The organism is Pseudomonas sp. GM84 (assembly GCF_000282535.1).
Taxonomy (GTDB): Bacteria; Pseudomonadota; Gammaproteobacteria; order Pseudomonadales; family Pseudomonadaceae; genus Aquipseudomonas.
The window spans coordinates 1-23082 of sequence record NZ_AKJC01000135.1; the positions used below are offsets into that span (position 1 = coordinate 1).

General features: G+C 63.0%; 19 protein-coding genes. 18 read left to right on the forward strand and 1 reads right to left on the reverse strand.

Features of this window, described 5'->3' with window-relative positions:
• Window positions 1-120 precede the first annotated feature (120 nt).
• The 5 genes from PMI38_RS12035 to PMI38_RS12055 all read left to right on the forward strand — a co-directional run bounded on the left by PMI38_RS12035 (window position 121) and on the right by PMI38_RS12055 (window position 5662).
• Entirely contained in the window at window positions 121-633 is a 513-nt protein-coding gene (locus PMI38_RS12035) for an RNA polymerase sigma factor (RefSeq protein WP_008094228.1), read from the forward strand.
• A 90-nt stretch (window positions 634-723) separates the two neighbouring features.
• Window positions 724-1686, forward strand: a complete 963-nt coding sequence (locus tag PMI38_RS12040) for a FecR family protein (protein ID WP_008094230.1) — start codon at window positions 724-726, stop codon at window positions 1684-1686.
• Window positions 1687-1812: 126 nt separating this feature from the next.
• Window positions 1813-4401 (forward strand): TonB-dependent receptor, encoded by a 2589-nt coding sequence (locus PMI38_RS12045; RefSeq protein ID WP_008094232.1) that lies wholly within the window; start codon window positions 1813-1815, stop codon window positions 4399-4401.
• Between the two features lie 199 nt (window positions 4402-4600).
• On the forward strand, window positions 4601-5194 hold the full coding sequence (locus tag PMI38_RS12050) for a biliverdin-producing heme oxygenase (protein WP_008094233.1): 594 nt from the start codon (window positions 4601-4603) through the stop codon (window positions 5192-5194).
• A 54-nt stretch (window positions 5195-5248) separates the two neighbouring features.
• On the forward strand, window positions 5249-5662 hold the full coding sequence (locus tag PMI38_RS12055) for a YbaN family protein (protein WP_008094235.1): 414 nt from the start codon (window positions 5249-5251) through the stop codon (window positions 5660-5662).
• Here PMI38_RS12055 and arcD (PMI38_RS12060) read toward each other — a convergent pair.
• Complete coding sequence (gene arcD / locus PMI38_RS12060; protein WP_008094238.1) at window positions 5642-7069, reverse strand: arginine-ornithine antiporter; 1428 nt, start codon at window positions 7067-7069, stop codon at window positions 5642-5644. The genes PMI38_RS12055 and arcD (PMI38_RS12060) overlap by 21 nt on opposite strands.
• Window positions 7070-7500: 431 nt before the next feature.
• Between arcD (PMI38_RS12060) and arcD (PMI38_RS12065) the strand changes: the two genes are divergently transcribed.
• The 13 genes from arcD (PMI38_RS12065) (at window position 7501) to PMI38_RS12125 (ending at window position 23017) form a co-directional block, all read left to right on the forward strand.
• Complete coding sequence (gene arcD, locus PMI38_RS12065) at window positions 7501-8928, forward strand: arginine-ornithine antiporter (RefSeq protein ID WP_008094240.1); 1428 nt, start codon at window positions 7501-7503, stop codon at window positions 8926-8928.
• 33 nt (window positions 8929-8961) lie between these two features.
• The gene (gene arcA / locus PMI38_RS12070; protein ID WP_008094241.1) at window positions 8962-10215 is read left to right on the forward strand and encodes an arginine deiminase; all 1254 of its coding nucleotides are present in this window, start codon (window positions 8962-8964) and stop codon (window positions 10213-10215) included.
• A 69-nt stretch (window positions 10216-10284) separates the two neighbouring features.
• A complete protein-coding gene (locus tag PMI38_RS12075; RefSeq protein ID WP_008094243.1) occupies window positions 10285-11295 on the forward strand; it encodes an ornithine carbamoyltransferase in 1011 nt (336 codons plus the stop codon).
• A 73-nt stretch (window positions 11296-11368) separates the two neighbouring features.
• Window positions 11369-12307, forward strand: coding sequence for a carbamate kinase (gene arcC / locus PMI38_RS12080; RefSeq protein WP_008094245.1), 939 nt, complete (start codon window positions 11369-11371; stop codon window positions 12305-12307).
• A gap of 55 nt (window positions 12308-12362) precedes the next feature.
• Window positions 12363-12731, forward strand: coding sequence for a DUF5064 family protein (locus PMI38_RS12085; RefSeq protein ID WP_008094248.1), 369 nt, complete (start codon window positions 12363-12365; stop codon window positions 12729-12731).
• Between the two features lie 148 nt (window positions 12732-12879).
• A complete protein-coding gene (locus PMI38_RS12090) occupies window positions 12880-14391 on the forward strand; it encodes a sigma-54-dependent transcriptional regulator (protein WP_008094249.1) in 1512 nt (503 codons plus the stop codon).
• A 91-nt stretch (window positions 14392-14482) separates the two neighbouring features.
• Complete coding sequence (gene gltS, locus PMI38_RS12095; RefSeq protein WP_008094251.1) at window positions 14483-15688, forward strand: sodium/glutamate symporter; 1206 nt, start codon at window positions 14483-14485, stop codon at window positions 15686-15688.
• Between the two features lie 278 nt (window positions 15689-15966).
• Entirely contained in the window at window positions 15967-16350 is a 384-nt protein-coding gene (gene gcvH / locus PMI38_RS12100; protein WP_008094253.1) for a glycine cleavage system protein GcvH, read from the forward strand.
• Between the two features lie 11 nt (window positions 16351-16361).
• Window positions 16362-19217 (forward strand): aminomethyl-transferring glycine dehydrogenase, encoded by a 2856-nt coding sequence (gene gcvP / locus PMI38_RS12105; RefSeq protein WP_008094255.1) that lies wholly within the window; start codon window positions 16362-16364, stop codon window positions 19215-19217.
• Window positions 19218-19341: 124 nt separating this feature from the next.
• Window positions 19342-20718, forward strand: coding sequence for an L-serine ammonia-lyase (locus tag PMI38_RS12110; protein WP_008094256.1), 1377 nt, complete (start codon window positions 19342-19344; stop codon window positions 20716-20718).
• Window positions 20719-20745: 27 nt separating this feature from the next.
• A complete protein-coding gene (gene gcvT, locus PMI38_RS12115) occupies window positions 20746-21867 on the forward strand; it encodes a glycine cleavage system aminomethyltransferase GcvT (protein WP_008094258.1) in 1122 nt (373 codons plus the stop codon).
• Between the two features lie 356 nt (window positions 21868-22223).
• Window positions 22224-22436: a cold-shock protein gene (locus tag PMI38_RS12120; protein WP_008094261.1), complete on the forward strand. Its 213-nt coding sequence runs from the start codon at window positions 22224-22226 to the stop codon at window positions 22434-22436.
• Between the two features lie 92 nt (window positions 22437-22528).
• Window positions 22529-23017 carry an RDD family protein gene (locus tag PMI38_RS12125; RefSeq protein ID WP_008094264.1) on the forward strand — a complete coding sequence of 163 codons (489 nt, stop codon included), beginning with the start codon at window positions 22529-22531 and terminating at the stop codon, window positions 23015-23017.
• Window positions 23018-23082: the final 65 nt, after the last annotated feature.

Sequence of the window (23082 nt, forward strand, 5' to 3'; positions counted from 1 at the left end):
TGCCGGCGATAGGGCCAGCCCTGAAAACTACAATCTTTACCTTTCCCTAACACTTCCAGACTTGACCAACAGGCAAGATGATAAGCATTATCATTCACCTTTCGTCGGCCAGGTCCCCTTGTGAGTCAGTCCCGGTTCAATTCCGTCTTCCTCGTCCAGCGCCTTTCCCTGCTGCGTACCCTGCAGCGCATGGTGGGCAACCCCAGCACTGCCGAGGACCTGCTGCAGGAAACCTACCTGCGGGTTTCCCGTGCCCTCGGCGAACGGCCTATCGAGCACCTCGAACCCTTCGTGTTCCAGACTGCCCGCAACCTGGCCCTGGACCATTTGCGCACGCGCCGGGTGCAATCGCGCATGCTGGTCGACGATGTGCCCGACGAGGTCCTGCACAATGTCGCGGCACCGCTTGGCAGCAGCGAAGACGCCGCGCATGCCGAACAACTGCTCAAGCACCTCAGCGTCAGCCTCAACCAGCTGACCGAGCGCCAGCAGCGGATTTTCATCCTCAGCCGCCTGCACGGCGCCAGCTACCTGGAAATCGCCGAACAACTGAAGGTTTCGGCCAGCACGGTTCAGAAGGAACTGAAACTGATCATGGCCATTTGCATGGGCGTGGCCGACCGCCTCAAATGAGCCGACCGTTGGCCGCCTGAGTGAGCCGAAGCCCTTGCCACACTGCGCCTTAGCCTTGATCATTCGAAAAAATCAATTCAAGGACTCCCCGTGACCGACAGCCCCGTCACTCGCCCGTCTGCCGCCGGGCCCGACGCCCGCGCCCGTGCGATGGATGAGGCACTGGACTGGCTGGTTCGCCTGCAATGCGCCACCGACGCCGATACCCTGGCCTTCGAGCAGTGGCTCAGCGCGGCGCCGGAAAACGCCGAGGCCTACGTCGAGGCCGAGGCCTTGTGGAACGGCACGCCCCTGCGCCAGGCCGCCACCCAGATGCACCACGGCCGGCGCAAGTCCCTGCGCGGGCGGCTGCGCAGCCATTGGAAACCGCTGGCCACTGCCGCCGTGCTGCTGGTCGGGCTGTTCACCTTCGGCAACCTGCCGGTGCGCCTGCAAGCCGACCACCTGACCGTGGTCGGCGAACGCCAACGCCTGCAACTCGATGACGGTGCCAAGGTGCTGCTCAACACCAACTCGGCATTCGCCAGCGACCTGCGTGAAGGCCGCCAGGTGGCGCGCCTGCTGCAAGGCGAGGCGTATTTCCAGATAGCCGGCGGCGGGCAATTGCCGCTGGAGGTGCAGGCCGGCCCCCTGCGCGCCCAGGTGCGCGACACCGATTTCGCCGTGCGCTACCTCGACGGCGAGGCGCAGGTTCGTGTGCAACGCGGTGACGTCGACCTGCAAGCGGACAGCGACCAGCGCATCCGCCTCAGCGCCGGCGACAGCATCAGCGTCGGCCCCCAAGGCTTCGGCCAGCGCCAGCGCGCGGACCTGCACAAGGACCTCGCCTGGGTCGATGGCCGCCTGGTCTTCGAGAACTGCCCGTTGAGCCAGGTACTGGCCGAAGTACGCCGCTACTACCCCGGGTGGATCATCAACCGCAACAGCCACCTCGACGACATGGCCGTGACCGGCAACTACCGCCTCGACCAGCCGCTGGAAACCTTGCGCGCCCTGGCTCACATCACCTCGGCGCAGCTGCACGAATACCCGGCCGTGGTCATCCTCAACTGACCTGAAAATTATTTTTACGCGATCGCGCTACCCCGCCCGTCTCGTTATAGCCAATGCAACTGATTCTTGTTTCAAAACAGGAACGGTCATCACCTATAACAGTTCGCGCGTCAGGGAGCGCTTTCGATGTCCACAGGTCCAACTCGCCCGTCCCCCCGTACCCGCCGTACAGGGCAACTGTCTCTGCTGACACTGGCCCTGCTCGCCAGTGGTGCCTGCAGCCTGCCGGCGCTGGCCGCCGAACCCGCCCAGGCCAGCAGCCCGCGCATGGGCGACTACCGCTTCAGCATTGCCCAACAGCCCTTGGTCGAGGCGATCAACGCCTTTAGCCAGGTCACCGGCTGGCAGGTCGGCTTCAGCGCCGAACTGGCCGACGGCGTGGCGTCGCCCGGCGTGCAAGGTTCCCTGTCGCCGGAGGCCGCACTCAAGCGCCTGCTGCAAGGCACGGGCCTGGGCTATCGCAAGATCGGCAACGGCAATGTGGTGCTCGAGCGCCAGTCGGCGGGCAGCGCCATCGCGCTGCAGCAGATGACCGTCAGCGCCACCCGTAGCGCCCAGGACGTAAGCCAGGTGCCCAGCACCGTCAGCGTGCAGACCCGCGAGCAACTGGACCGGCAGAACGTCAACAACATCAAGGATCTGGTGCGTTACGAGCCCGGTGTGTCGGTGGGTGGCGTGGGCCAGCGCAGCGGCCTGAACGGCTACAACATCCGCGGCATCGACGGCGAGCGGATCCTCACCCAGGTCGATGGCGTGTCGATCCCGGACAGCTTCTTCTACGGCCCCTACGCCCAGACCCAGCGCAACTACGTCGACCCGGAAATCGTCAAGCGCGTGGAAATCCTCCGTGGCCCGGCCTCGGTGCTGTACGGCAGCAACGCCATTGGCGGCGCGGTGAGCTACTTCACCCTCGACCCGGACGACATCATCAAGCCCGGCAAGGATGTAGGTGCGCGTCTCAAGACCGGCTACAGCTCGGCCGACGACAGCTGGCTGACCTCGGCCAGCGTGGCCGGCCGCCAGGGCGATTTCGACGGCCTGCTGCACCTGAGCCAGCGCAACGGCCACGAAACCGAATCCTATGGCGAGCACGGTGGCACCGGCCTGTCCCGCACCGAAGCCAACCCGGAAGATGTGCGCACCACCAACGTACTGGCCAAGCTGGGCTGGAACTATGCCGACGACGCGCGCCTGGGGTTCACCTACGAGCGCTACAAGGATGACCGCGACCAGAACATCCTCAGCGCCGTGGGCGGGCCGTTCATTCCAGGATTCGGCGCCATGAACTCCTACCGCATGCGCCAGGGCAACGACACCGTCACCCGCGAGCGCTTTGGCATCAACCACGAGTTCGGCCTCGACAGCCTGGTCGCCGACCACGTCAAGTGGAGCCTCAACTACCAGATCGCCAAGACCGACCAACGAACCGATGAGCTGTATGTCGCTTCGGGCCGGCAAGTGCTGCGCGATCGCCAGACCACCTACAAGGACCGCCAGTGGGTGTTCGACGCCCAGTTGGACAAAGCCTTCAACATTGGCCAGACCGATCACCTGCTGACCTACGGCACAACCCTCAAGCATGAAGAGGTGACCGGTTCACGCAGCGGCTCCGGCACCTGCGTGGCCATTGGCGGTGGCTGCACCGCCATCGGGCAGGACAGCCCGCGCGACGGCCAGGCGCTGGTCAGCGACTTCCCGGACCCGACGGTCAACACCTACAGCCTGTTCGTGCAGGATGAAATCCGCTGGAACAACTGGACCTTCCTGCCAGGTGCCCGCTACGACTACACGCGCATGGAGCCGGAGTTCACCGACGAATTCCTGCGCGGTATCCAGGGTTCGGGCACAGCGCCCAGCAACCTCGACGAATCGGACAAGAAGTGGCACCGCGTGTCGCCCAAGTTCGGCCTGACCTACGCCTTCAACGACAACTACACCTGGTACGGCCAGTACGCCGAAGGCTTCCGCACACCGACCGCCAAGTCGATGTACGGCCGCTTCGAAAACCCGGGCCTGGGCTACAGCGTGCGCGGCAACCCGGACCTGGAGCCGGAGAAGAGCAAGAGCTACGAAACCGGCCTGCGCGGCAACTTCGATGCCGGTAACTTCAGCGCCGCCGTGTTCTACAACAAGTACCGCGACTTCATCGACGAAGACGCCGTGCAGTCGGCCAACCTGGGCACCACCTTCCAGGCCAACAACATCAAGCACGCCACCATCAAGGGCGCCGAGGTCAAAGGCCGCCTCAACCTCGACCACTTCGGTGCACCGCAGGGCCTGTATACCCAAGGCTCGATCGCTTACGCCAACGGCCGCAACGACGACAACGGCCAGCCGCTGAACAGCGTCAACCCGCTGACCGGCGTATTCGGCCTGGGCTATGAGCAGCCGAACTACGGCGGCCTGTTGAGCTGGACCCTGGTCAAGCGCAAGACTCGCGTCGACGACACCACCTTCTTCGCCCCCGATGGCGCCAGCTCGCAGTTCCGCACGCCCGGTTACGGCGTACTGGACCTGAGCGGCTTCTACAAGGTGACCGACGACGTCACGGTCAATGCCGGGCTCTACAACCTGACCGACAAGAAGTACTGGCAGTGGGATGACGTGCGCGGCTACGACGGCCAGGGCGAGGCCGCCGTGACCCAACCGGCCAACCTCGACCGCCTGACCATGCCGGGGCGCAACTTTGCCATCAATGTGGTGTGGGATATCTGATCTGAGCTGAATCAGGGTCGGCCTCTTCGCGGGACAAGCCCGCTCCCACAAGTGCTCCACTGTTCTCGAGTTCAGTGGGGTACCTGTGGGAGCGGGCTTGTCCCGCGAAAAGGCCAGCACTTGCAGCACATTTTTTTACTGTCCCAACCCAGCTGTTTCGTCTTGTCACTAGACGCCCTCATTTTCCAAGGACACCCCCATGACCGACCGCCCTGCCCTGCGCTCGCAACGCCTCAACCAGGTCACCCACGCCCCGCACACCGAGCTCGATGCCCTGGTCAAGTCGCACAAGCCGTTCGACAGCCGCGAAAGCTTCGCCCGTTTCGTCGTCGCCCAGTACCTGTTCCAGTCTGAGCTCCAAGCCCTGTACACCGACCCGCAGCTGATCGCCATCGTCCCCGACCTGGCCGAGCGCTGCCGCGCCGAGCAGGCCCGCCTGGACCTCGCCGACCTCGACACCGAAGTCCCGACAGCAGTCCCCGGCGCCCTGCAGAACCCGAGCCTGGGTGAGGCATTGGGCTGGATCTTCGTCTCCGAAGGCTCCAAACTGGGCGCTGCGTTTCTGATCAAGCGTGCCGTGGCGCTGGAGTTGTCGGACAGTTTCGGTGCCCGTCACCTCGGCGAACCGGCCGGTGGTCGCGCCGAAGGCTGGAAGCAGTTCACCCGTATCCTCGATGGCCTGGCGCTGTCGGCCGAAGAAGACGCTGCTGCCGAACGCGGTGCAGTCGCTGCCTTCGAGCGCTTCACCGAACTGCTCAAGCATGCCTACGCCGCCGACGCCGCGCTGGCCTGACACGCATCACCCGGCCGCCCCTCCGGTGGCCGGACCGTTCTACGCAGTGAGACCATGACCCGACCTGCCCGCTCGAAACTGTCGCGCCTGCTGTACGGCATCCTGGCCTACGTGAGCCTGGGCATCGGCCTGGTGGCGATTGTCATCCCTGGCCTGCCGACCACCGAATTCATCCTGCTCGCCGCCTGGGCCGCGACCCGCAGCTCGCCGAAGCTATCGGCCTGGTTGGAGAATCACCGGCTGTTCGGGCCGATCCTCCATAACTGGCGCAACGGCAAGGTGATCCAGCGCCGGGCCAAGGTCAGCGCGACCGTCAGCATGCTGCTGTGCGCAGGCTTGATGCTGACGTTCCTCGAACATCACTGGCCGGTGTTCCTGGCCATCGCCGGCATGACCCTGGGCAACCTGTGGATCTGGTCCCGCCCGGAACGGCCATGCCCTGCCGTGTCACAAGCTCAACAGCCCTGAATACAGCAAGTAGGCCGCCAGCACCGCACCGGCCAGCACCGCCGCGAAAATCACCTTTTCCCAGGTGGTGAACAGGGGCTGCCCCTGTTCACGCTTGGCCCGGGCGAACAGGATCACCCCCGGTGCATAAAGCAACGCTGACAACAGCAGGTACTTCAGGCCGCCGGCATACAACAGCCAGATGGCGTAGATCAATGCGATGGCGCCGATGAGCAGGTCCTTGCGCCGTAGCGCCGGCTGCTCGGCGTAGCTCTCACCGCGTACGGCCAGCAGCACCGCATAGGCCGCCGACCACAGATAAGGCACCAGGATCATCGACGACGCCAGGTAGATCAGGCTGGTGTAGGTGCCCGCCGACACCAGGGTGATCAACAGGAAGCCCTGGATCATGCAGTTGGTCAGCCACAGTGCGTTGGCCGGCACATGGTTGGCGTTTTCCTTGGCCAGGAAGCGCGGCATGGTCTTGTCCCGCGCCGTGGCGAACAGGATCTCGGCGCACAGCAGCGCCCACGACAGCAGCGCGCCCAGCAGCGAAATGGCCAGGCCGATACTGATCAGCAAGGCGCCCCAGGGGCCGACGATGTGCTCGAGCACCGTGGCCAGTGACGGGTTCTGCAGCCCGGCCAGCTCCGGCTGGGTCATTACCCCCAGCGACAGCACGTTGACCAGTACCAGCAGCGCCAGCACGCCAACAAAGCCGATCACCGTGGCCTTGCCCACGTCCGAGCGGCGCTGCGCCCGCCCGGAATACACACTGGCGCCTTCGATACCGATGAACACGAACACCGTCACCAGCATCATGTTGCGCACCTGATCCAGCACATTGCCGAACTGCGGGTTGCTCAGCCCCCAGATATCGCGGGTGAAGATGTCGGCACGGAAGGCGAACGCAGCGATGACGATGAAGATCAGCAGCGGCACCACCTTGGCCACGGTGGTGACCTGGTTGATGAACGCGGCTTCCTTGATGCCCCTGAGCACCAGGAAATGCACTGCCCAGAGCAACAGCGAGGCGCAGCCGATCGCGACCGGTGTGTTGCCCTCACCGAAAATCGGAAAGTAGAAGCCCAAGGTGCTGAACAGCAGCACGAAGTAGCCGACGTTGCCCAGCCAGGCGCTGATCCAGTAGCCCCAGGCCGAGGAAAAGCCCATGTAGTCACCGAAACCGGCCTTGGCGTAGGCATACACCCCCGAGTCCAGCTCAGGTTTGCGGTTGGCCAGGGTCTGGAACACGAAGGCCAGCGCCAGCATGCCGACCGCGGTGATACCCCAACCTATCAGCACGGCACCGGCATCGGCGCGTGCTGCCATGTTCTGCGGCAGCGAGAAGATCCCGCCACCGATCATCGAACCGACCACCAGCGCGATCAATGCACCAAGGCGCAGCTTTTGTCCTGGTTCGCTCATGGCGCTCCTTTTTTCCTGTGTTGTCATACGTTTGAAACAGCCTCGGGGGCCATATGAGTACGCTTGCTTATATAAAAGCTGATTATGAAGGCAAAGCGCTCATAACTGCTTTATCTATCGACCCTACCTGTGAAAATTAGCAGCTATGAAGCAACTAGAAAAGAAACTGATAAAACTCAATATTCTTGTCAAAAATTTGCGAAAGCCCCAAAAACGGCTAGCTTCAGACATCGCAGGCGCAACAGAGCGTTTGCTCTAGAAGGACATGGAGGTGCCGGTGCATAAGGCCTGCAGCAGAGCTGTCGGCACTCTCCAGGAGTTGCGTGAAGGAATTTTCCTACATCACGCGACCATGAACTGATCTAGGTCATGTCATGGCCTCGGCGTCGGAACTAATCTGTCGTCAACTTTCTCCTGGCAGGAGTTGTTAAATGTCTGATTCGTCCGGAAAACTAAAACTCGGCGCTCTAGTTGCACTTGTCGTCGGTTCAATGATTGGTGGCGGGATCTTCTCGCTTCCGCAAAACATGGCAGCAAGCGCCGGTGTCGGCGCGGTGCTGATAGGTTGGGGTATTACGGCAGTCGGCATGCTGATGCTGGCATTCGTGTTCCAGACCCTGGCCAACCGAAAGCCTGACCTGGACGGCGGGGTGTATGCCTACGCCAAGGCCGGTTTCGGTGACTACATGGGCTTTTCCTCGGCCTGGGGCTACTGGATCAGTGCCTGGCTGGGCAACGTCGGCTACTTCGTGTTGCTGTTCAGTACCCTCGGCTACTTCTTCCCGATCTTCGGCGAAGGCAATACCCCGGCGGCCATCATCGGCGCCTCGGTCCTGCTCTGGGCAGTGCACTTCCTGGTGCTGCGCGGAATCAAGGAAGCAGCGTTCATCAACCTGGTCACCACGGTAGCCAAGATCGTACCGCTGGTGCTGTTCGCGTTGATCTGCCTGTTCGCCTTCAGGCTCGACATCTTCACTGCTGACATCTGGGCCACCGGTACACCGGAGCTGGGCAGCGTGATGAATCAGGTTCGCAACATGATGCTGGTCACCGTCTGGGTGTTCATCGGTATCGAAGGCGCGAGCATCTTCTCGTCACGGGCGGAAAAACGCTCTGACGTGGGTAAGGCCACCGTCATCGGCTTCATCACCGTGCTGCTGTTCCTGGTGCTGGTCAACGTGCTGTCGCTGGGCGTGATGACTCAGCCAGAGCTGGCCAAGCTGCAGAACCCATCCATGGCTGCCGTGCTTGAGCACGTGGTCGGCCACTGGGGTGCGGTGCTGATCAGCGTGGGCCTGATCATCTCGCTGCTCGGAGCCCTGCTGTCGTGGGTGCTGCTGTGCGCCGAGATCATGTTCGCCGCAGCCAAAGACCACACCATGCCGGAGTTCCTGCGCCGCGAAAACGCCAACCATGTGCCGGCCAACGCCCTGTGGCTGACCAACGCCATGGTGCAGATCTTCCTGGTCATCACCCTGTTCTCCAGCAGTACCTACCTGTCGCTGATCTACCTCGCCACTTCGATGATCCTGGTGCCTTACCTGTGGTCGGCGGCCTATGCGTTCCTGCTGGCCATGCGCGGCGAAACCTATGAGCAAGCTGCGAAAGAGCGCAGCAAGGACCTGCTCATCGGCGCCATCGCATTGATCTACGCCATCTGGCTGCTGTATGCCGGCGGCGTGAAATACCTGCTGCTCTCCGCCCTGCTGTATGCCCCGGGCGTGATCCTGTTCGCCAAGGCCAAACATGAAATTGGCCAACCGATCTTCACCAACGTGGAAAAACTGCTCTTCGCAGCCGTTGTCATCGGCGCCCTGGTGGCGGCCTATGGTCTGTACGACGGCTTCCTGACTTTGTGATCCCACGTATTCGCACTAATGGAGGAATGAACAATGTCCACTGAAAAACAGAAGTACGGTGTCCACTCCGAAGCAGGGAAGCTGCGCAAGGTGATGGTTTGCTCTCCGGGACTGGCGCACAAGCGCCTGACCCCGAGCAACTGTGATGAATTGCTGTTCGATGACGTGATCTGGGTCGACCAGGCCAAGCGTGACCATTTCGACTTCGTCACCAAGATGCGCGAGCGCGGTGTGGATGTGCTGGAAATGCACAACCTGCTGACCGATATCGTGAAGGACAAAGCGGCACTGAAGTGGATCCTCGACCGCAAGATTACGCCTGATACCGTCGGCGTAGGCCTGACCAACGAAGTACGCAGCTGGCTCGAAGGCCTTGAGCCACGCCAATTGGCCGAGTTCCTGATCGGCGGCGTCGCAGGCCAGGACCTGCCGACCAGCGAAGGCGCCGACGTGGTCAAGATGTACAACGACTACCTGGGCCACTCCAGCTTCATCCTGCCACCGCTGCCCAACACCCAGTTCACCCGCGACACCACCTGCTGGATCTACGGTGGCGTGACGCTGAACCCGATGTACTGGCCAGCGCGACGTCAGGAAACCCTGCTGACCACCGCGATCTACAAATTCCACAAGGAATTCACCGACGCCGAGTTCCAGATCTGGTACGGCAGCCCGGACGAGGAACACGGCAACGCCACCCTCGAAGGCGGTGACGTGATGCCGATCGGCAAGGGCATCGTGCTCATCGGCATGGGCGAGCGCACCTCGCGCCAGGCCATTGGCCAGCTGGCACAGAACCTGTTCGCCAAGGGCGCGGTCAAGGAAATCATCGTCGCCGGCCTGCCGAAGTCCCGCGCGGCCATGCACCTGGACACCGTGTTCAGCTTCTGCGACCGCGACCTGGTCACGGTCTTCCCGGAAGTAGTGAAAGAGATCGTGCCGTTCATCATCCGTCCGGACGAGAAAAAGCCTTACGGCATGGATGTACGCCGCATCAACAAATCGTTCATCGAAGTGGTTGGCGAGCAGCTTGGCGTCAAGCTGCGGGTGGTCGAGACCGGCGGCAACAGCTTCGCCGCCGAGCGCGAACAGTGGGATGACGGCAACAACGTGGTGGCTGTGGAGCCTGGCGTGGTCATTGCCTACGACCGCAACACCTACACCAACACCCTGCTGCGCAAGCAGGGGATCGAGGTCATCACCATCAGCGCCGGCGAGCTCGGCCGGGGCCGTGGCGGCGGCCACTGCATGACCTGCCCGATCGTCCGCGACGCAATCGACTACTAACGTCCATACGCCCGGCCGCGCCCACGAAGCAGCGGCCGGGACCCTCACCGAATTCAAGGAGATACTGTCATGGCGTTCAACATTCACAACCGCAACCTGCTCAGCCTCGAACACCACACCACCCGCGAGCTGAAGTACCTGCTGGACCTGTCCCGCGACCTCAAGCGCGCCAAGTACACCGGCACCGAGCAGCAGCACCTGAAGGGCAACAACATCGCCCTGATCTTCGAGAAGACCTCGACCCGCACCCGTTGCGCCTTCGAAGTCGCCGCCTATGACCAGGGTGCCAACGTCACCTACATCGACCCCAACTCCTCGCAGATCGGCCACAAGGAAAGCATGAAGGACACCGCCCGCGTGCTCGGGCGCATGTACGACGCTATCGAGTACCGTGGCTTCAAGCAGGAAATCGTCGAAGAGCTGGCCAAGTTCGCCGGCGTACCGGTTTTCAACGGCCTGACCGACGAGTACCACCCGACCCAGATGATCGCCGACGTGCTGACCATGCGTGAAAACAGCGACAAGCCGCTGCACGACATCAGCTACGCCTACCTGGGCGATGCCCGCAACAACATGGGCAACTCGCTGCTGCTGATCGGCGCCAAGCTCGGCATGGACGTGCGCATCGCCGCACCGAAGGCCCTGTGGCCACATGACGACCTGGTCGAGCGCTGCAAGAAATACGCGGAAGAAAGTGGTGCGCGCATCACCCTGACCGAAGACCCGAAAGCGGCGGTCAAGGGCGTTGACTTCGTGCACACCGACGTCTGGGTATCGATGGGCGAGCCGATCGAAGCCTGGGGCGAGCGCATCAAGCTGCTCAAGCCTTACCAGGTGAACAAGGAGCTGATGAAGTCCACCGGCAACCCTCGCACCAAGTTCATGCACTGCCTGCCGGCGTTCCACAACTCCGAAACCAAGGTCGGCAAGCAGATCGCCGAACAGTACCCTGAGATGGCCAATGGCATCGAAGTGACCGACGACGTGTTCGAGTCGCCAGCCTGCATCGCCTTCGAGCAAGCGGAAAACCGCATGCACACCATCAAGGCGATCCTCGTCTCGACCCTGGCCGACCTCTGACAGCGCACCTCGCCCCCCTTGTGGGGGCGAGCTGCTTTCCCCTCTTCTGCTCTTTCTGCAAAGGACATTCCCCATGCGTATCGTTGTTGCATTGGGCGGCAACGCCCTGCTGCGCCGCGGCGAACCCATGACCGCTGACAACCAGCGCGCCAATATCCGCACCGCCACCGAGCAGATCGCCAGGGTTCATCCCGGCAACGAACTGGTCATCGCTCACGGCAACGGCCCACAGGTTGGCCTGCTGGCCCTTCAAGGGCTCTCCTACAAGCCTGACGAAGCCTACCCGCTGGACGTGCTGGGGGCCGAAACCGAGGGCATGATCGGTTACATGATCGAACAGGAACTCGGCAACCTTCTGCCCTTCGAAGTGCCGTTCGCCTCACTGCTCACGCAAGTCGAGGTCGACCCTAACGACCCCGCCTTCCAGGACCCGACCAAGTTCATCGGCCCGGTCTACGAGAAGGAAGAGGCGCTGCGTCTGGCCGCTGAAAAAGGCTGGAAAGTCAAACCCGATGGCGACAAGTACCGCCGAGTGGTGGCCAGCCCCAAACCGATCCGTATCTTCGAGATCAAGCCGATCACCTGGCTGCTGGAACGCGGCACCGTGGTGATCTGCGCTGGCGGGGGCGGTATCCCCACCATGTACGATCCTGACAAAACCAAGCGCACCTTGAAGGGTATCGAAGCGGTCATCGACAAAGACCTGTGCTCGGCACTGCTTGCCCGGGAACTGCGCGCAGACCTGCTGGTGATCGCCACCGACGTCGATGCCGCGTATATCGACTACGGCAAGCCTACCCAGAAAGCCATCGCCGAAGCGCATCCGGACGAACTGGAGCGCCTGGGCTTTGCGGCGGGTTCCATGGGCCCGAAAGTCCAGGCGGCTTGCGAGTTTGCCCGCTTGACCGGTAGGGTTGCGGTGATTGGTTCGCTGGAGAACATCGAAAAGATCGTTCAAGGCACCGGCGGCACACGTGTCAGCATTGCCAAGCCAGGAATCAGCTACCGTTGAATGCAGTTGGCGGGCTACCGTAGCCCGCCATTTTCACTTTCCAAAGGAGCCTGCCATGGCGACGTATGAGCCAGGTCATGTACATATCCAGCGTGCCGCGCTTAACCCGGCTGACCACAGTTACGACCTGAACATCGACTATGAAGCGACTACGGATGCCCAGGAAGGTCGGGGTATCCAGTTCCGCATGCATGGCAGCATCGAAGGCAAGGCGGTGGACGAGAAGTTCTTCCTGCCCAAGGACCAGGCACTGCCCAGCTTCCTGATGGTGCTGAGCCGCAAGGCCCAGGCCCACCTCGCTGCGCCCAAGAAGTTCGAAAACCTCAGCTCCCCGCACAAGATCTACGACCATATGTTCGAAGACATCCGCGAAAAGCTGGATGTGAAATCGGGCGACCCGATCAAGAACGAAAGTCCCGAATGAATTCATTGCCGGCAAGCCGGCTCCCACAGGTACCGCAGCAGGCTTGAGCGCTGTGCAGACCCTGTGGGAGCCGGCTTGCCGGCGATTAGGCTTCACCCATGAGCCAAGGCATACTACTGCCCTCCTCCGGCCATGACCCCGCCTCCCCATGCGCATCCACGTCAGCTTCATCGACCGCGTCGGCATCACCCAGGAAGTCCTGGCCCTGCTCGGTGCCCGCAACCTCAACCTGGACGCCGTGGAGATGGTCCCGCCAAACGTCTACATCGACGCCCCGACGCTAAGCCCGGCGGTGCTCGAAGAGCTGCACGACGCCCTGTTCGAAGTGCACGGCGTGCAATCGGTGGACGTGGTCGACATCCTCCCCGGCCAACGCCGCCACCTGCAGCTGGACGCACTGCTGGCCGCCATGAGCGATCCGGTCCTGGCGGTGGACAGCGCAGGCCTGGTGCTCTTGGCCAACCCAGCGCTGATCGCCCTGTGCGGCCGCGAATCGGCCGGGCGTTCGGTGGGCGAGCTGTTTGGCGACCCGGCCCTGCTACAGGCCCTGCTGGACAACAACTTCCACCTGCCGATGCGGGAAATGCAGCTCAACGGCCAGAGCCTGCTGCTGGACGCCACGCCCATCACCAACGCCGGCGGCCTGCTGACCCTGTACCCGCCCAATCGCATGGGCGAGCGCCTGTCGGCCTTGCACCACGACCATGCCGAAGGCTTCGATGCCTTGCTCGGCGAATCCCCGGCGATCCGCACCCTCAAGGCCCGCGCCCTGCGCGTGGCGGCGCTCGACGCTCCGCTGTTGGTACATGGCGAGACCGGCACCGGCAAGGAGCTGGTGGCCCGTGCCTGCCACGCGATCAGCAGCCGCCATGCGGCGCCGTTCCTGGCCCTGAACTGCGCCGCGCTGCCCGAGAGCCTGGCCGAGAGCGAACTGTTCGGCTACGCCCCCGGTGCCTTCACCGGCGCCCAGCGCGGCGGCAAGCCGGGGCTGATGGAGCTGGCCAACCAGGGCACGGTGTTTCTCGACGAGATCGGCGAGATGTCGCCCTACCTGCAGGCCAAGCTGCTGCGCTTTCTCAGTGACGGCAGCTTCCGCCGCGTAGGCGGCGACCGCGAAGTGAAGGTCGATGTGCGGATCATCAGCGCCACTCACCGCGATCTGGAACGCATGGTCAGCGAAGGCACCTTCCGTGAAGACCTGTTCTACCGCCTGAACGTGCTCAACCTGCAGGTGCCGCCCCTGCGCGACCGTGGCCAGGACATCCTCATGCTCGCGCATTTCTTCATGCAGCAGGCCTGCACCCAGATCCAGCGCCCGCCTTGCCGGCTGACGCCCGCCACCCACTCGGCACTGCTGGCCAACCCTTGGCCGGGCAACGTGCGCCAGCTGCAGAACGTGATCTTCCGTGCCGCGGCGATTTGCGAAGGCAACCTGGTGGATATCGGCGACCTGGACATCGCCGGCACCTCGGTGGCGCGCGGGCAGGATGGCGAAGTGGCGAGCCTGGAGCAGGCGGTGGGGGACTTCGAGCGCGAGCTGCTGCAGCGGTTGTATGCCAGCTACCCCTCGACACGGCAGTTGGCCGGGCGGTTGCAAACCTCGCATACCGCGATTGCCCAGCGTTTGCGCAAATACGGCATTCCTAAGGTTAATTCCTAGCGAATTGCAGAATTTCCCTACACATATCAAGCCAGTTTCCACACGAAAATGGAGGACCGTTCACGCCCGAATACAACAAAGAGTTACATGAATGCTTGAGCTCGATTTCTATGGAACCCTGGTCGCCGCCTCACTGGTGCTTCTGCTCGGCCGCGGCCTTGTCACCCGCGTCAATTTCCTGCGGCTGTACAACATCCCCGAACCCGTAGCGGGCGGCCTGGTCGTTGCGCTGATACTGCTAGGCCTGCGCAGCCTCGACGTGCAGGTGCAGTTCGACACCTCGCTGCAGTCGCCCTTGATGCTGGCCTTCTTTGCCACCATCGGCCTGAATGCCGATCTGGCCAGCCTGAAGAAGGGCGGCCGCGTGGTCGCCATTTTCCTGTTTGCAGTCACCGGCCTTCTGGTGGTGCAGAACGCCATGGGCATCGGGCTCGCCAAGGCACTGGGGCTCGACCCTCTGATGGGCCTGCTGTCAGGCTCGATTTCCCTGGCCGGCGGCCACGGCACAGGCGCTGCCTGGGGTGCGACCTTCAGCGAAAAGTATGGGCTGGCCTCCGCCACGGAACTGGCACTGGCTGCGGCAACCTTCGGCCTGGTGCTGGGCGGGCTGATTGGCGGACCGGTCGCCCGGCTGCTGATCAGCCGCGTGAAGACACCCGGCCTGGAGCAGGAAACACCGCGCTTGCCCAAGGGCTTCGAGCAACCGAACAAAGAGCGTTTGATCACCCCCTTCTCGATGGTGGAATCCCTCGCACTCATCTCGGTCAGCTTGATGGGTGGCTCGTTGCTCAACAGCCTGTTGCTGGGCACCGCCTTCGAATTGCCGACCTTCGTCTGTGTCCTGTTCGTAGGCGTCGTGGTGCGTAACGGGCTTGCAGCGTTCGGCCTGTATCAAGTGTTCGAGCGAGAAGTGTCGGTACTGGGCAATGTCAGCCTGTCACTGTTCCTGGCGATTGCCCTGATGTCGCTGAAACTGTGGGACCTGGCCGCACTGGCGTTGCCGTTCTTCATCATCCTGGCGGTACAGACCCTGGTCATGGCGTTGTTCGCCATCTTCGTGACCTTCAGGATCATGGGCAGCAACTACGACGCGGCAGTGCTGGCCGCAGGGCACTGTGGCTTCGGCCTGGGTGCCACGCCCACGGCTATCGCCAACATGCAGGCCGTGACCCAGCGCTATGGGCCTTCGCAGATCGCCTTTCTGGTAGTGCCGATGGTCGGTGCCTTCTTCATCGACATCATCAACGTGATCGTTATCAAGCTCTACCTCGCACTGCCCTTCTTCGCCGCACTCTAAGCCGGCCACTCCTGCCGTATCGATTTCAATACATCGTATTGAAATCGATACACAACCCTTCCGACTCCCATTCCCAAGGGTTTGATCCTCAAACCCTTTTCTCGCTCCGGCCGACTGTATCGATTTCGTTCCAAAAAAGCACATCAACTGTTCGCGTAAATACGTAAGCATCTGATTTATATAGTTTTTTTGTATGTGGCCGAAATATTGCAGACTCGAATCCCAACCCAAGAGCGCGAACCCACCGCGCCCCACGCCCTGCCCCTTGAGGATTCCCCATGAGCGAGTTGCGTTTCACTGAAGATCACGAATGGCTGCGCACCGAAGCCGACGGCAGTGTCACCGTGGGCATCACTGCCTACGCCCAGAACGCCCTGGGTGATGTGGTCTACGTGCAACTGCCCGAGCTGCAGCAGTACGAGAAAGGTGCCGAAGCCTCCACCGTCGAATCGGTGAAAGCCGCCAGCGGCGTGTACATGCCTTTGACCGGTGAAGTGGTCGCCGTCAACGACGGCCTCAACGACAGCCCCGAGCTGGTTAACGAAGACCCGCTGGGCGAAGGCTGGTTCTTCCGCTTCATCCCCGCCGATAGCAACGAAGTGGCCGCCCTGCTCGACCAGGACGCCTACGACCGCCTGATCAAAGCCAACGACGACGCCTGAGGAACCTGACCATGACCCACAACCTCGGCACCGCCAACGAATTCATTGCCCGTCATATCGGCCCCCGCGCCGCTGACGAGCAGGCCATGCTGGCCACCCTGGGCTTCGACTCGCTGGAAGCCATGAGCGCCGCTGTCATCCCCGACAGCATCAAGGGCACCAGCGTGCTCGGTAGCGAAGACGGCCAGAGTGAAGCCGATGCACTGGCCGCACTGAAGGCCATCGCCGGCAACAACCAGCTGTTCAAGAACTATATCGGCCAGGGCTACTACAACACCCACACGCCGGCACCGATCCTGCGCAACCTGCTGGAAAACCCGGCCTGGTACACCGCCTACACCCCGTACCAGCCAGAAATCTCCCAAGGCCGCCTGGAAGCGCTGCTGAACTTCCAGACCCTGATCAGCGACCTGACCGGCCTGCCGATCGCCAACGCCTCCCTGCTCGACGAAGCGACTGCCGCCGCCGAGGCCATGACCTTCTGCAAGCGCCTGTCGAAGAACAAGTCCAGCCATGCCTTCTTCGCCTCCGTGCACTGCCACCCGCAGACCCTCGACGTGCTGCGCACCCGTGCCGAGCCGCTGGGCATCGAAATCGTGGTCGGCGACGAGCGCGAGCTGAGCGATGTCAGCGCCTTCTTCGGCGCCCTGCTGCAGTACCCGGCCAGCAACGGTGAAGTGTTCGACTACCGCGAGCTGGTCCAGCGCTTCCATGCCGCCAACGCCCTGGTGGCCGTGGCCGCCGACCTGCTGGCCCTGACCCTGCTGACCCCGCCAGGCGAGTTCGACGCCGACGTGGCCATCGGCAGTGCCCAGCGCTTCGGTGTTCCGCTGGGCTTCGGTGGCCCGCATGCGGCCTACTTCGCCACCCGCGACGCCTTCAAGCGCGACATGCCAGGCCGCCTGGTCGGCGTGTCGATCGACCGCTTCGGCAAGACCGCCCTGCGCCTGGCCATGCAAACCCGTGAGCAGCACATCCGCCGCGAAAAGGCCACCAGCAACATCTGCACCGCGCAGGTCCTGCTGGCCAACATCGCCAGCATGTTCGCCGTCTACCACGGTCCGGCCGGCCTCAAGCGCATTGCCGAACGCACCCACGCACTGACCGCGATCCTCGCCGCTGGCCTGAAGACCCTGGGCATCGAAGTGATCGGCGATACCGCCTTCGACACCCTGACCCTGGCCACCGGCGCCGCCACCGCAAGCCTGCACGACAAGGCCCGCGCCCAGCGCATCAACCTGCGCCAGATCGATGCCGGCAAGCTTGGCCTGTCGCTCGACGAAACCACCACCCAGGCCGATGTCGAAGCCCTGTGGCAGCTGTTCGCAGGCGAGCAGGCGCAACCTGACTTCGCGGCCCTGGCCGCCAGCACTGCCTCGCGCCTGCCGGCCGCCCTGCTGCGCCAGTCGGCGATCCTCGAACACCCGGTATTCAACCGCTACCACAGCGAAACCGAGCTGATGCGCTACCTGCGCCGCCTGGCCGACAAGGACCTGGCGCTGGACCGCAGCATGATCCCGCTGGGCTCGTGCACCATGAAGCTCAACGCCGCCAGCGAAATGATCCCGGTGACCTGGGCCGAGTTCGGCAACCTGCACCCGTTCGCCCCGGCCGAGCAGAGCCAGGGTTACCTGCAGATGACCCGCGAGCTGGAAGCGATGCTGTGCGCCGCCACCGGCTATGACGCCGTGTCGCTGCAACCCAACGCCGGTTCCCAGGGCGAGTACGCGGGCCTCCTGGCGATCCGCGCCTACCACCGCAGCCGCGGCGAAGGCCATCGCGACATCTGCCTGATCCCGTCCTCGGCCCACGGTACCAACCCTGCGACCGCGCACATGGCCGGCATGCGTGTGGTGGTCACTGCCTGTGACGCACGTGGCAACGTCGATGTGGAAGACCTGCGCGCCAAGGCCATCGAGCACCGCGAGCGGCTGGCCGCGATCATGATCACCTACCCGTCGACCCACGGCGTGTTCGAGGAAGCGATCGGCGAGATCTGCGCGATCATCCACGACAACGGCGGCCAGGTTTACATCGATGGCGCCAACATGAACGCCATGGTGGGTCTGTGCGCCCCAGGCAAGTTCGGTGGCGATGTCTCGCACCTGAACCTGCACAAGACCTTCTGCATCCCCCACGGCGGTGGCGGCCCGGGCGTTGGCCCGATCGGCGTCAAGTCGCACCTGGCGCCTTTCCTGCCGGGCCACGCCCAGCTGGAAAACCGCGAAGGCGCGGTGTGCGCAGCGCCGTTCGGCAGCGCCAGCATCCTGCCGATCACCTGGATGTACATTCGCATGATGGGCGGTGCCGGGCTCAAGCGCGCGTCGCAGATGGCGATCCTCAACGCCAACTACATCGCCCGTCGCCTGGAAGAGCACTATCCTGTTCTGTACACCGGCGGTAATGGCCTGGTCGCCCACGAGTGCATCCTCGACCTGCGCCCGTTGAAGGACACCAGCGGCATCAGCGTCGACGACGTGGCCAAGCGCCTGATCGACTTCGGCTTCCACGCCCCGACCATGTCTTTCCCGGTGGCCGGCACGCTGATGATCGAACCGACCGAAAGCGAGTCCAAGGAAGAACTGGACCGCTTCTGCGACGCCATGATCCAGATCCGCGAAGAAATCCGCGCTGTGGAAAATGGCAGCCTGGACAAGGACGACAACCCGCTGAAGAACGCCCCGCACACTGCGGCCGAGCTGGTTGGCGAATGGACTCATGGCTACAGCCGCGAGCAGGCGGTATACCCGCTGCCGAGCCTGGTGGAAGGCAAGTACTGGCCGCCGGTCGGACGAGTGGACAACGTGTTCGGCGACCGCAACCTGGTCTGCGCCTGCCCGTCGATCGAGAGCTATCAGGACGCCTGATCGCCCCCCTTGTGGGAGCGGGCTTGTCCCGCGAATGCGATGGTGGCATCACCGCCGCATTCGCGGGACAAGCCCGCTCCCACAGGTTCAGTGTCTATCTGCAGAACCTGGTAGGAGGTCCACCATGTCACTAAGTGTCTTCGACCTGTTCAAGATCGGCATCGGTCCCTCCAGCTCCCACACGGTCGGCCCGATGCGCGCCGCCGCGCGTTTTGCCGAAGGGCTTCGCCGCGACGGCCTGCTGGCCAGTACCACCAGCGTCAAGGCCGAGCTGTATGGCTCGCTCGGCGCCACCGGCAAAGGCCACGGCAGTGACAAGGCGGTCTTGCTCGGCCTCGAAGGCGAGCACCCTGATACCGTCGACACCGAAGCCATCCCCGCCCGCCTGCAAACGATCCGCGACAGCGGCCACCTGCGCCTGCTCGGCGTGCACGACATCGTCTTCGTTGAAAAGCAGCACCTGGCGATGATCCGCAAGCCGCTGGCGTATCACCCCAACGGCATGATTTTCCGCGCCTTCGACCAAGCCGGCCTGCAGATCCGCAGCCGCGAGTACTACTCGGTAGGCGGCGGTTTCGTGGTCGACGAGGACGCCGCCGGCCACGACCGCATCGTCGAGGACAGCACCGTACTCACCTACCCGTTCAAGACCGCCAAGGAACTGCTCGGGCACTGCACCGCACAACAGCTGTCGGTGAGCCAGGTCATGCTGGCCAACGAAGCGGCCTGGCGCCCAGAGGCCGAGACCCGTGTCGGCCTGCTGCGGATCTGGCAGGTGATGCAGGATTGCGTCGAGGCCGGCTACCGGCATGAAGGCATCCTGCCGGGCGGGCTCAAGGTCAAGCGTCGGGCGCCGGCGCTGTATCGCCAGCTCAGCCAGCACCCGGAGGCCAGCCTGCGCGATGCGCTGTCCGTGCTCGACTGGGTCAACCTCTATGCCCTGGCAGTGAACGAGGAAAACGCCTACGGCGGCCGCGTGGTCACGGCACCGACCAATGGCGCGGCCGGCATCGTCCCGGCGGTGCTGCACTACTACATGCGCTTCGTGCCGGGTGCCAGCGATGACGGCGTGGTGCGCTTCCTGCTCACCGCGGCCGCGATTGGCATCCTGTACAAGGAAAACGCATCGATTTCCGGGGCCGAAGTCGGCTGCCAGGGCGAGGTCGGCGTGGCGTGCTCGATGGCTGCGGGTGCCCTGTGTGAAGTGATGGGTGGCACCCCGCAGCAGGTCGAGAACGCTGCCGAGATCGGCATGGAACACAACCTCGGCCTGACCTGCGACCCGATCGGCGGCCTGGTCCAGGTGCCGTGCATCGAGCGCAATGCCATGGGCTCGGTGAAGGCCATCAATGCCGTGCGCATGGCCCTGCGTGGCGACGGGCAACACTTCGTGTCACTCGACAAGGTCATCCGCACCATGCGCCAGACCGGCGCCGACATGAAAAGCAAATACAAGGAGACCGCCCGCGGCGGTCTGGCCGTCAACATCATCGAATGTTGACCCGACAATAAAACCAAGGAGTCATCGATGTCCGAAACACTGCAAAAGACCCCGCTGCACGCCCTGCACATCGAGCTGGGCGCGCGCATGGTGCCGTTCGCCGGCTTCGACATGCCGGTGCAGTACCCGCTCGGCGTGCTCAAGGAGCACCTGCACACCCGCGAACAGGCCGGCCTCTTCGACGTCTCGCACATGGGCCAGATCATCCTGCGCGGCAAAGACGCAGCCCTTGCCCTGGAAAGCCTGGTGCCGGTGGACATCGTCGACCTGCCGGTGGGCATGCAGCGCTACGCCATGTTCACCAACGAACAGGGCGGCATCCTCGACGACCTGATGGTCGCCAACCTGGGTGACGACACCCTGTTCCTGGTGGTCAACGCCGCCTGCAAGGACCAGGACCTGGCCCACCTGCAAACGCACATCGGTAGCCGTTGCGAAGTACAGCCGCTGTTCGAGCAGCGCGCCCTGCTGGCCCTGCAAGGCCCTGCTGCGGCCAAGGTGCTCGAGCGCCTGGCACCAGAAGTGGCCGGTATGACTTTCATGCAGTTCCGCCCGGTCACACTGCTCGGCGAACACTGCTTCATCAGCCGCTCGGGTTACACCGGCGAAGACGGTTACGAGATCTCGGTGCCGGTTGAAGCCGCCGACGCCCTCGCCCGTCGCCTGCTGGCCGAGCCTGAAGTACAACCGATCGGCCTGGGCGCACGCGACTCGCTGCGCCTGGAAGCCGGCCTGTGCCTGTATGGCCATGACATGGACACCGGCACCACGCCCATCGAAGCCAGCCTGCTTTGGGCCATTTCCAAGGTTCGCCGTGCCGACGGCGCCCGCGCCGGCGGTTTCCCCGGCGCCGAGGCGATCTTCGCTCAGCAGCAACACGGTGTAGCGCGCAAGCGAGTCGGCTTGTTGCCGCAGGAACGCACCCCGGTACGTGAAGGCGCCGAGATCGTCGATACAACCGATAAAGTGGTCGGCAAAGTGTGCAGTGGCGGTTTCGGCCCGACACTCGGCGCGCCTGTTGCGATGGGCTATGTCGATATCGAACATGGCGCACTCGACACACCGCTGTATGCCATGGTGCGAGGAAAGAAGGTGGCCTTGAAAGTCAGCAAAATGCCTTTTGTTCCGCAGCGTTACTACCGTGGTTGAAGGCGCTGTATGAGGTTTGTGGCAGGTTCGAGATATTCGATTTCGAACCTGCCCAATAACTTTTGAACATGCCGCCAGGCCAGGCACCATGCCGTTTCCAACAAATCGGGCGGTTACCGAAAAAAGCCTGATTTTCCATACGACCAAGGGCTTGTTTTTCTCTTGGGAGTTGGCGTAGAGTCACTGCACTGTGTTTGCATGGGTCGCAACAGTTCGTGACCTGGGCCAGTAGCCGCAATCTGCTACAACCCGTACGACGTCTCTTACTTTCCTGCAACCCAGCCCAGTACTCTTTCACTCTTTTATAACGTGAAAGAAACTGTCATTAAAATTTAAGCTTCATAGGAAATAAGACAATGGCTGAGCGTCAGAACGGTACCGTCAAGTGGTTCAATGACGAGAAAGGTTACGGCTTCATCACCCCAGAAAGCGGTGCTGATCTGTTCGTGCACTTCCGTGCCATCGAAGGCAACGGTTTCAAGAGCCTGAAGGAAGGCCAGAAGGTCACCTTCGAAGCAGTTCAGGGCCAAAAAGGCATGCAGGCTGACAAGGTTCAAGTCCTCGGCTAAGCCGATCCCGACTTCGAAGAAAAGCCCCTGCCCAGTGCAGGGGCTTTTTTTTGCCCGTAGAATAGCGGCTTCGCCTTCTGGAGCCGTTTTGCATGTCCAAGCCTATGCTCTCACCCCAGGGTGATTTCCCACCGGTCGGCCTCGGCCGGCGCCTGGCGGCGATGTTCTATGACTTCTTGCTGTGCACGGCCCTGCTGATCGTCACTGCTGGCGCCTACAAGATGATTCAGATGGCGATCATTGGCGAGGCACGCATGCGTGAGCTGACCGAAGCCGGTGCGCTGGATGGCGACCCGCTGCTGTCGACGGTGCTGCTGTTCGTGCTGTTCGGTTTCTTTGCCAAGTTCTGGACCCATGGCGGGCAAACCCTGGGCATGCAGGTGTGGGGCGTGCGGGTGCAGAACGTAGATGGCAGCGCGATCAGCCTGTGGCAGGCACTGCTGCGCTTCGTGGTCTCGATCGCTTCGTGGCTGTGCCTGGGGCTGGGGTTCTTCTGGTCGCTGATCGACAAACGCAAGCGCGGCTGGCATGACATCTATTCGGACAGCCAGCTGGTGCGGGTGCCGAAGCGGAACAAATAGCAAAGGGCCCTATCGCCGGCAAGCCGGCTCCCACAGGCTCACCGCGGCCTTTGAACATTGCGGTG

Excerpts from the sequence above, each read along its gene's own strand:
- PMI38_RS12050 (WP_008094233.1), top strand. The coding sequence starts at position 4,601 with ATGACCGACCGCCCTGCCCTGCGCTCGCAACGCCTCAACCAGGTCACC.
- arcD (WP_008094238.1), bottom strand. The coding sequence starts at position 7,069 with ATGAGCGAACCAGGACAAAAGCTGCGCCTTGGTGCATTGATCGCGCTG.
- PMI38_RS12110 (WP_008094256.1), top strand. The coding sequence starts at position 19,342 with ATGTCACTAAGTGTCTTCGACCTGTTCAAGATCGGCATCGGTCCCTCC.
- PMI38_RS12085 (WP_008094248.1), top strand. The coding sequence starts at position 12,363 with ATGGCGACGTATGAGCCAGGTCATGTACATATCCAGCGTGCCGCGCTT.
- gcvH (WP_008094253.1), top strand. The coding sequence starts at position 15,967 with ATGAGCGAGTTGCGTTTCACTGAAGATCACGAATGGCTGCGCACCGAA.
- arcA (WP_008094241.1), top strand. The coding sequence starts at position 8,962 with ATGTCCACTGAAAAACAGAAGTACGGTGTCCACTCCGAAGCAGGGAAG.
- gcvP (WP_008094255.1), top strand. The coding sequence starts at position 16,362 with ATGACCCACAACCTCGGCACCGCCAACGAATTCATTGCCCGTCATATC.
- PMI38_RS12120 (WP_008094261.1), top strand. The coding sequence starts at position 22,224 with ATGGCTGAGCGTCAGAACGGTACCGTCAAGTGGTTCAATGACGAGAAA.
- arcD (WP_008094240.1), top strand. The coding sequence starts at position 7,501 with ATGTCTGATTCGTCCGGAAAACTAAAACTCGGCGCTCTAGTTGCACTT.
- PMI38_RS12055 (WP_008094235.1), top strand. The coding sequence starts at position 5,249 with ATGACCCGACCTGCCCGCTCGAAACTGTCGCGCCTGCTGTACGGCATC.
- PMI38_RS12045 (WP_008094232.1), top strand. The coding sequence starts at position 1,813 with ATGTCCACAGGTCCAACTCGCCCGTCCCCCCGTACCCGCCGTACAGGG.
- gltS (WP_008094251.1), top strand. The coding sequence starts at position 14,483 with ATGCTTGAGCTCGATTTCTATGGAACCCTGGTCGCCGCCTCACTGGTG.
- PMI38_RS12125 (WP_008094264.1), top strand. The coding sequence starts at position 22,529 with ATGTCCAAGCCTATGCTCTCACCCCAGGGTGATTTCCCACCGGTCGGC.
- gcvT (WP_008094258.1), top strand. The coding sequence starts at position 20,746 with ATGTCCGAAACACTGCAAAAGACCCCGCTGCACGCCCTGCACATCGAG.
- arcC (WP_008094245.1), top strand. The coding sequence starts at position 11,369 with ATGCGTATCGTTGTTGCATTGGGCGGCAACGCCCTGCTGCGCCGCGGC.
- PMI38_RS12075 (WP_008094243.1), top strand. The coding sequence starts at position 10,285 with ATGGCGTTCAACATTCACAACCGCAACCTGCTCAGCCTCGAACACCAC.
- PMI38_RS12090 (WP_008094249.1), top strand. The coding sequence starts at position 12,880 with ATGCGCATCCACGTCAGCTTCATCGACCGCGTCGGCATCACCCAGGAA.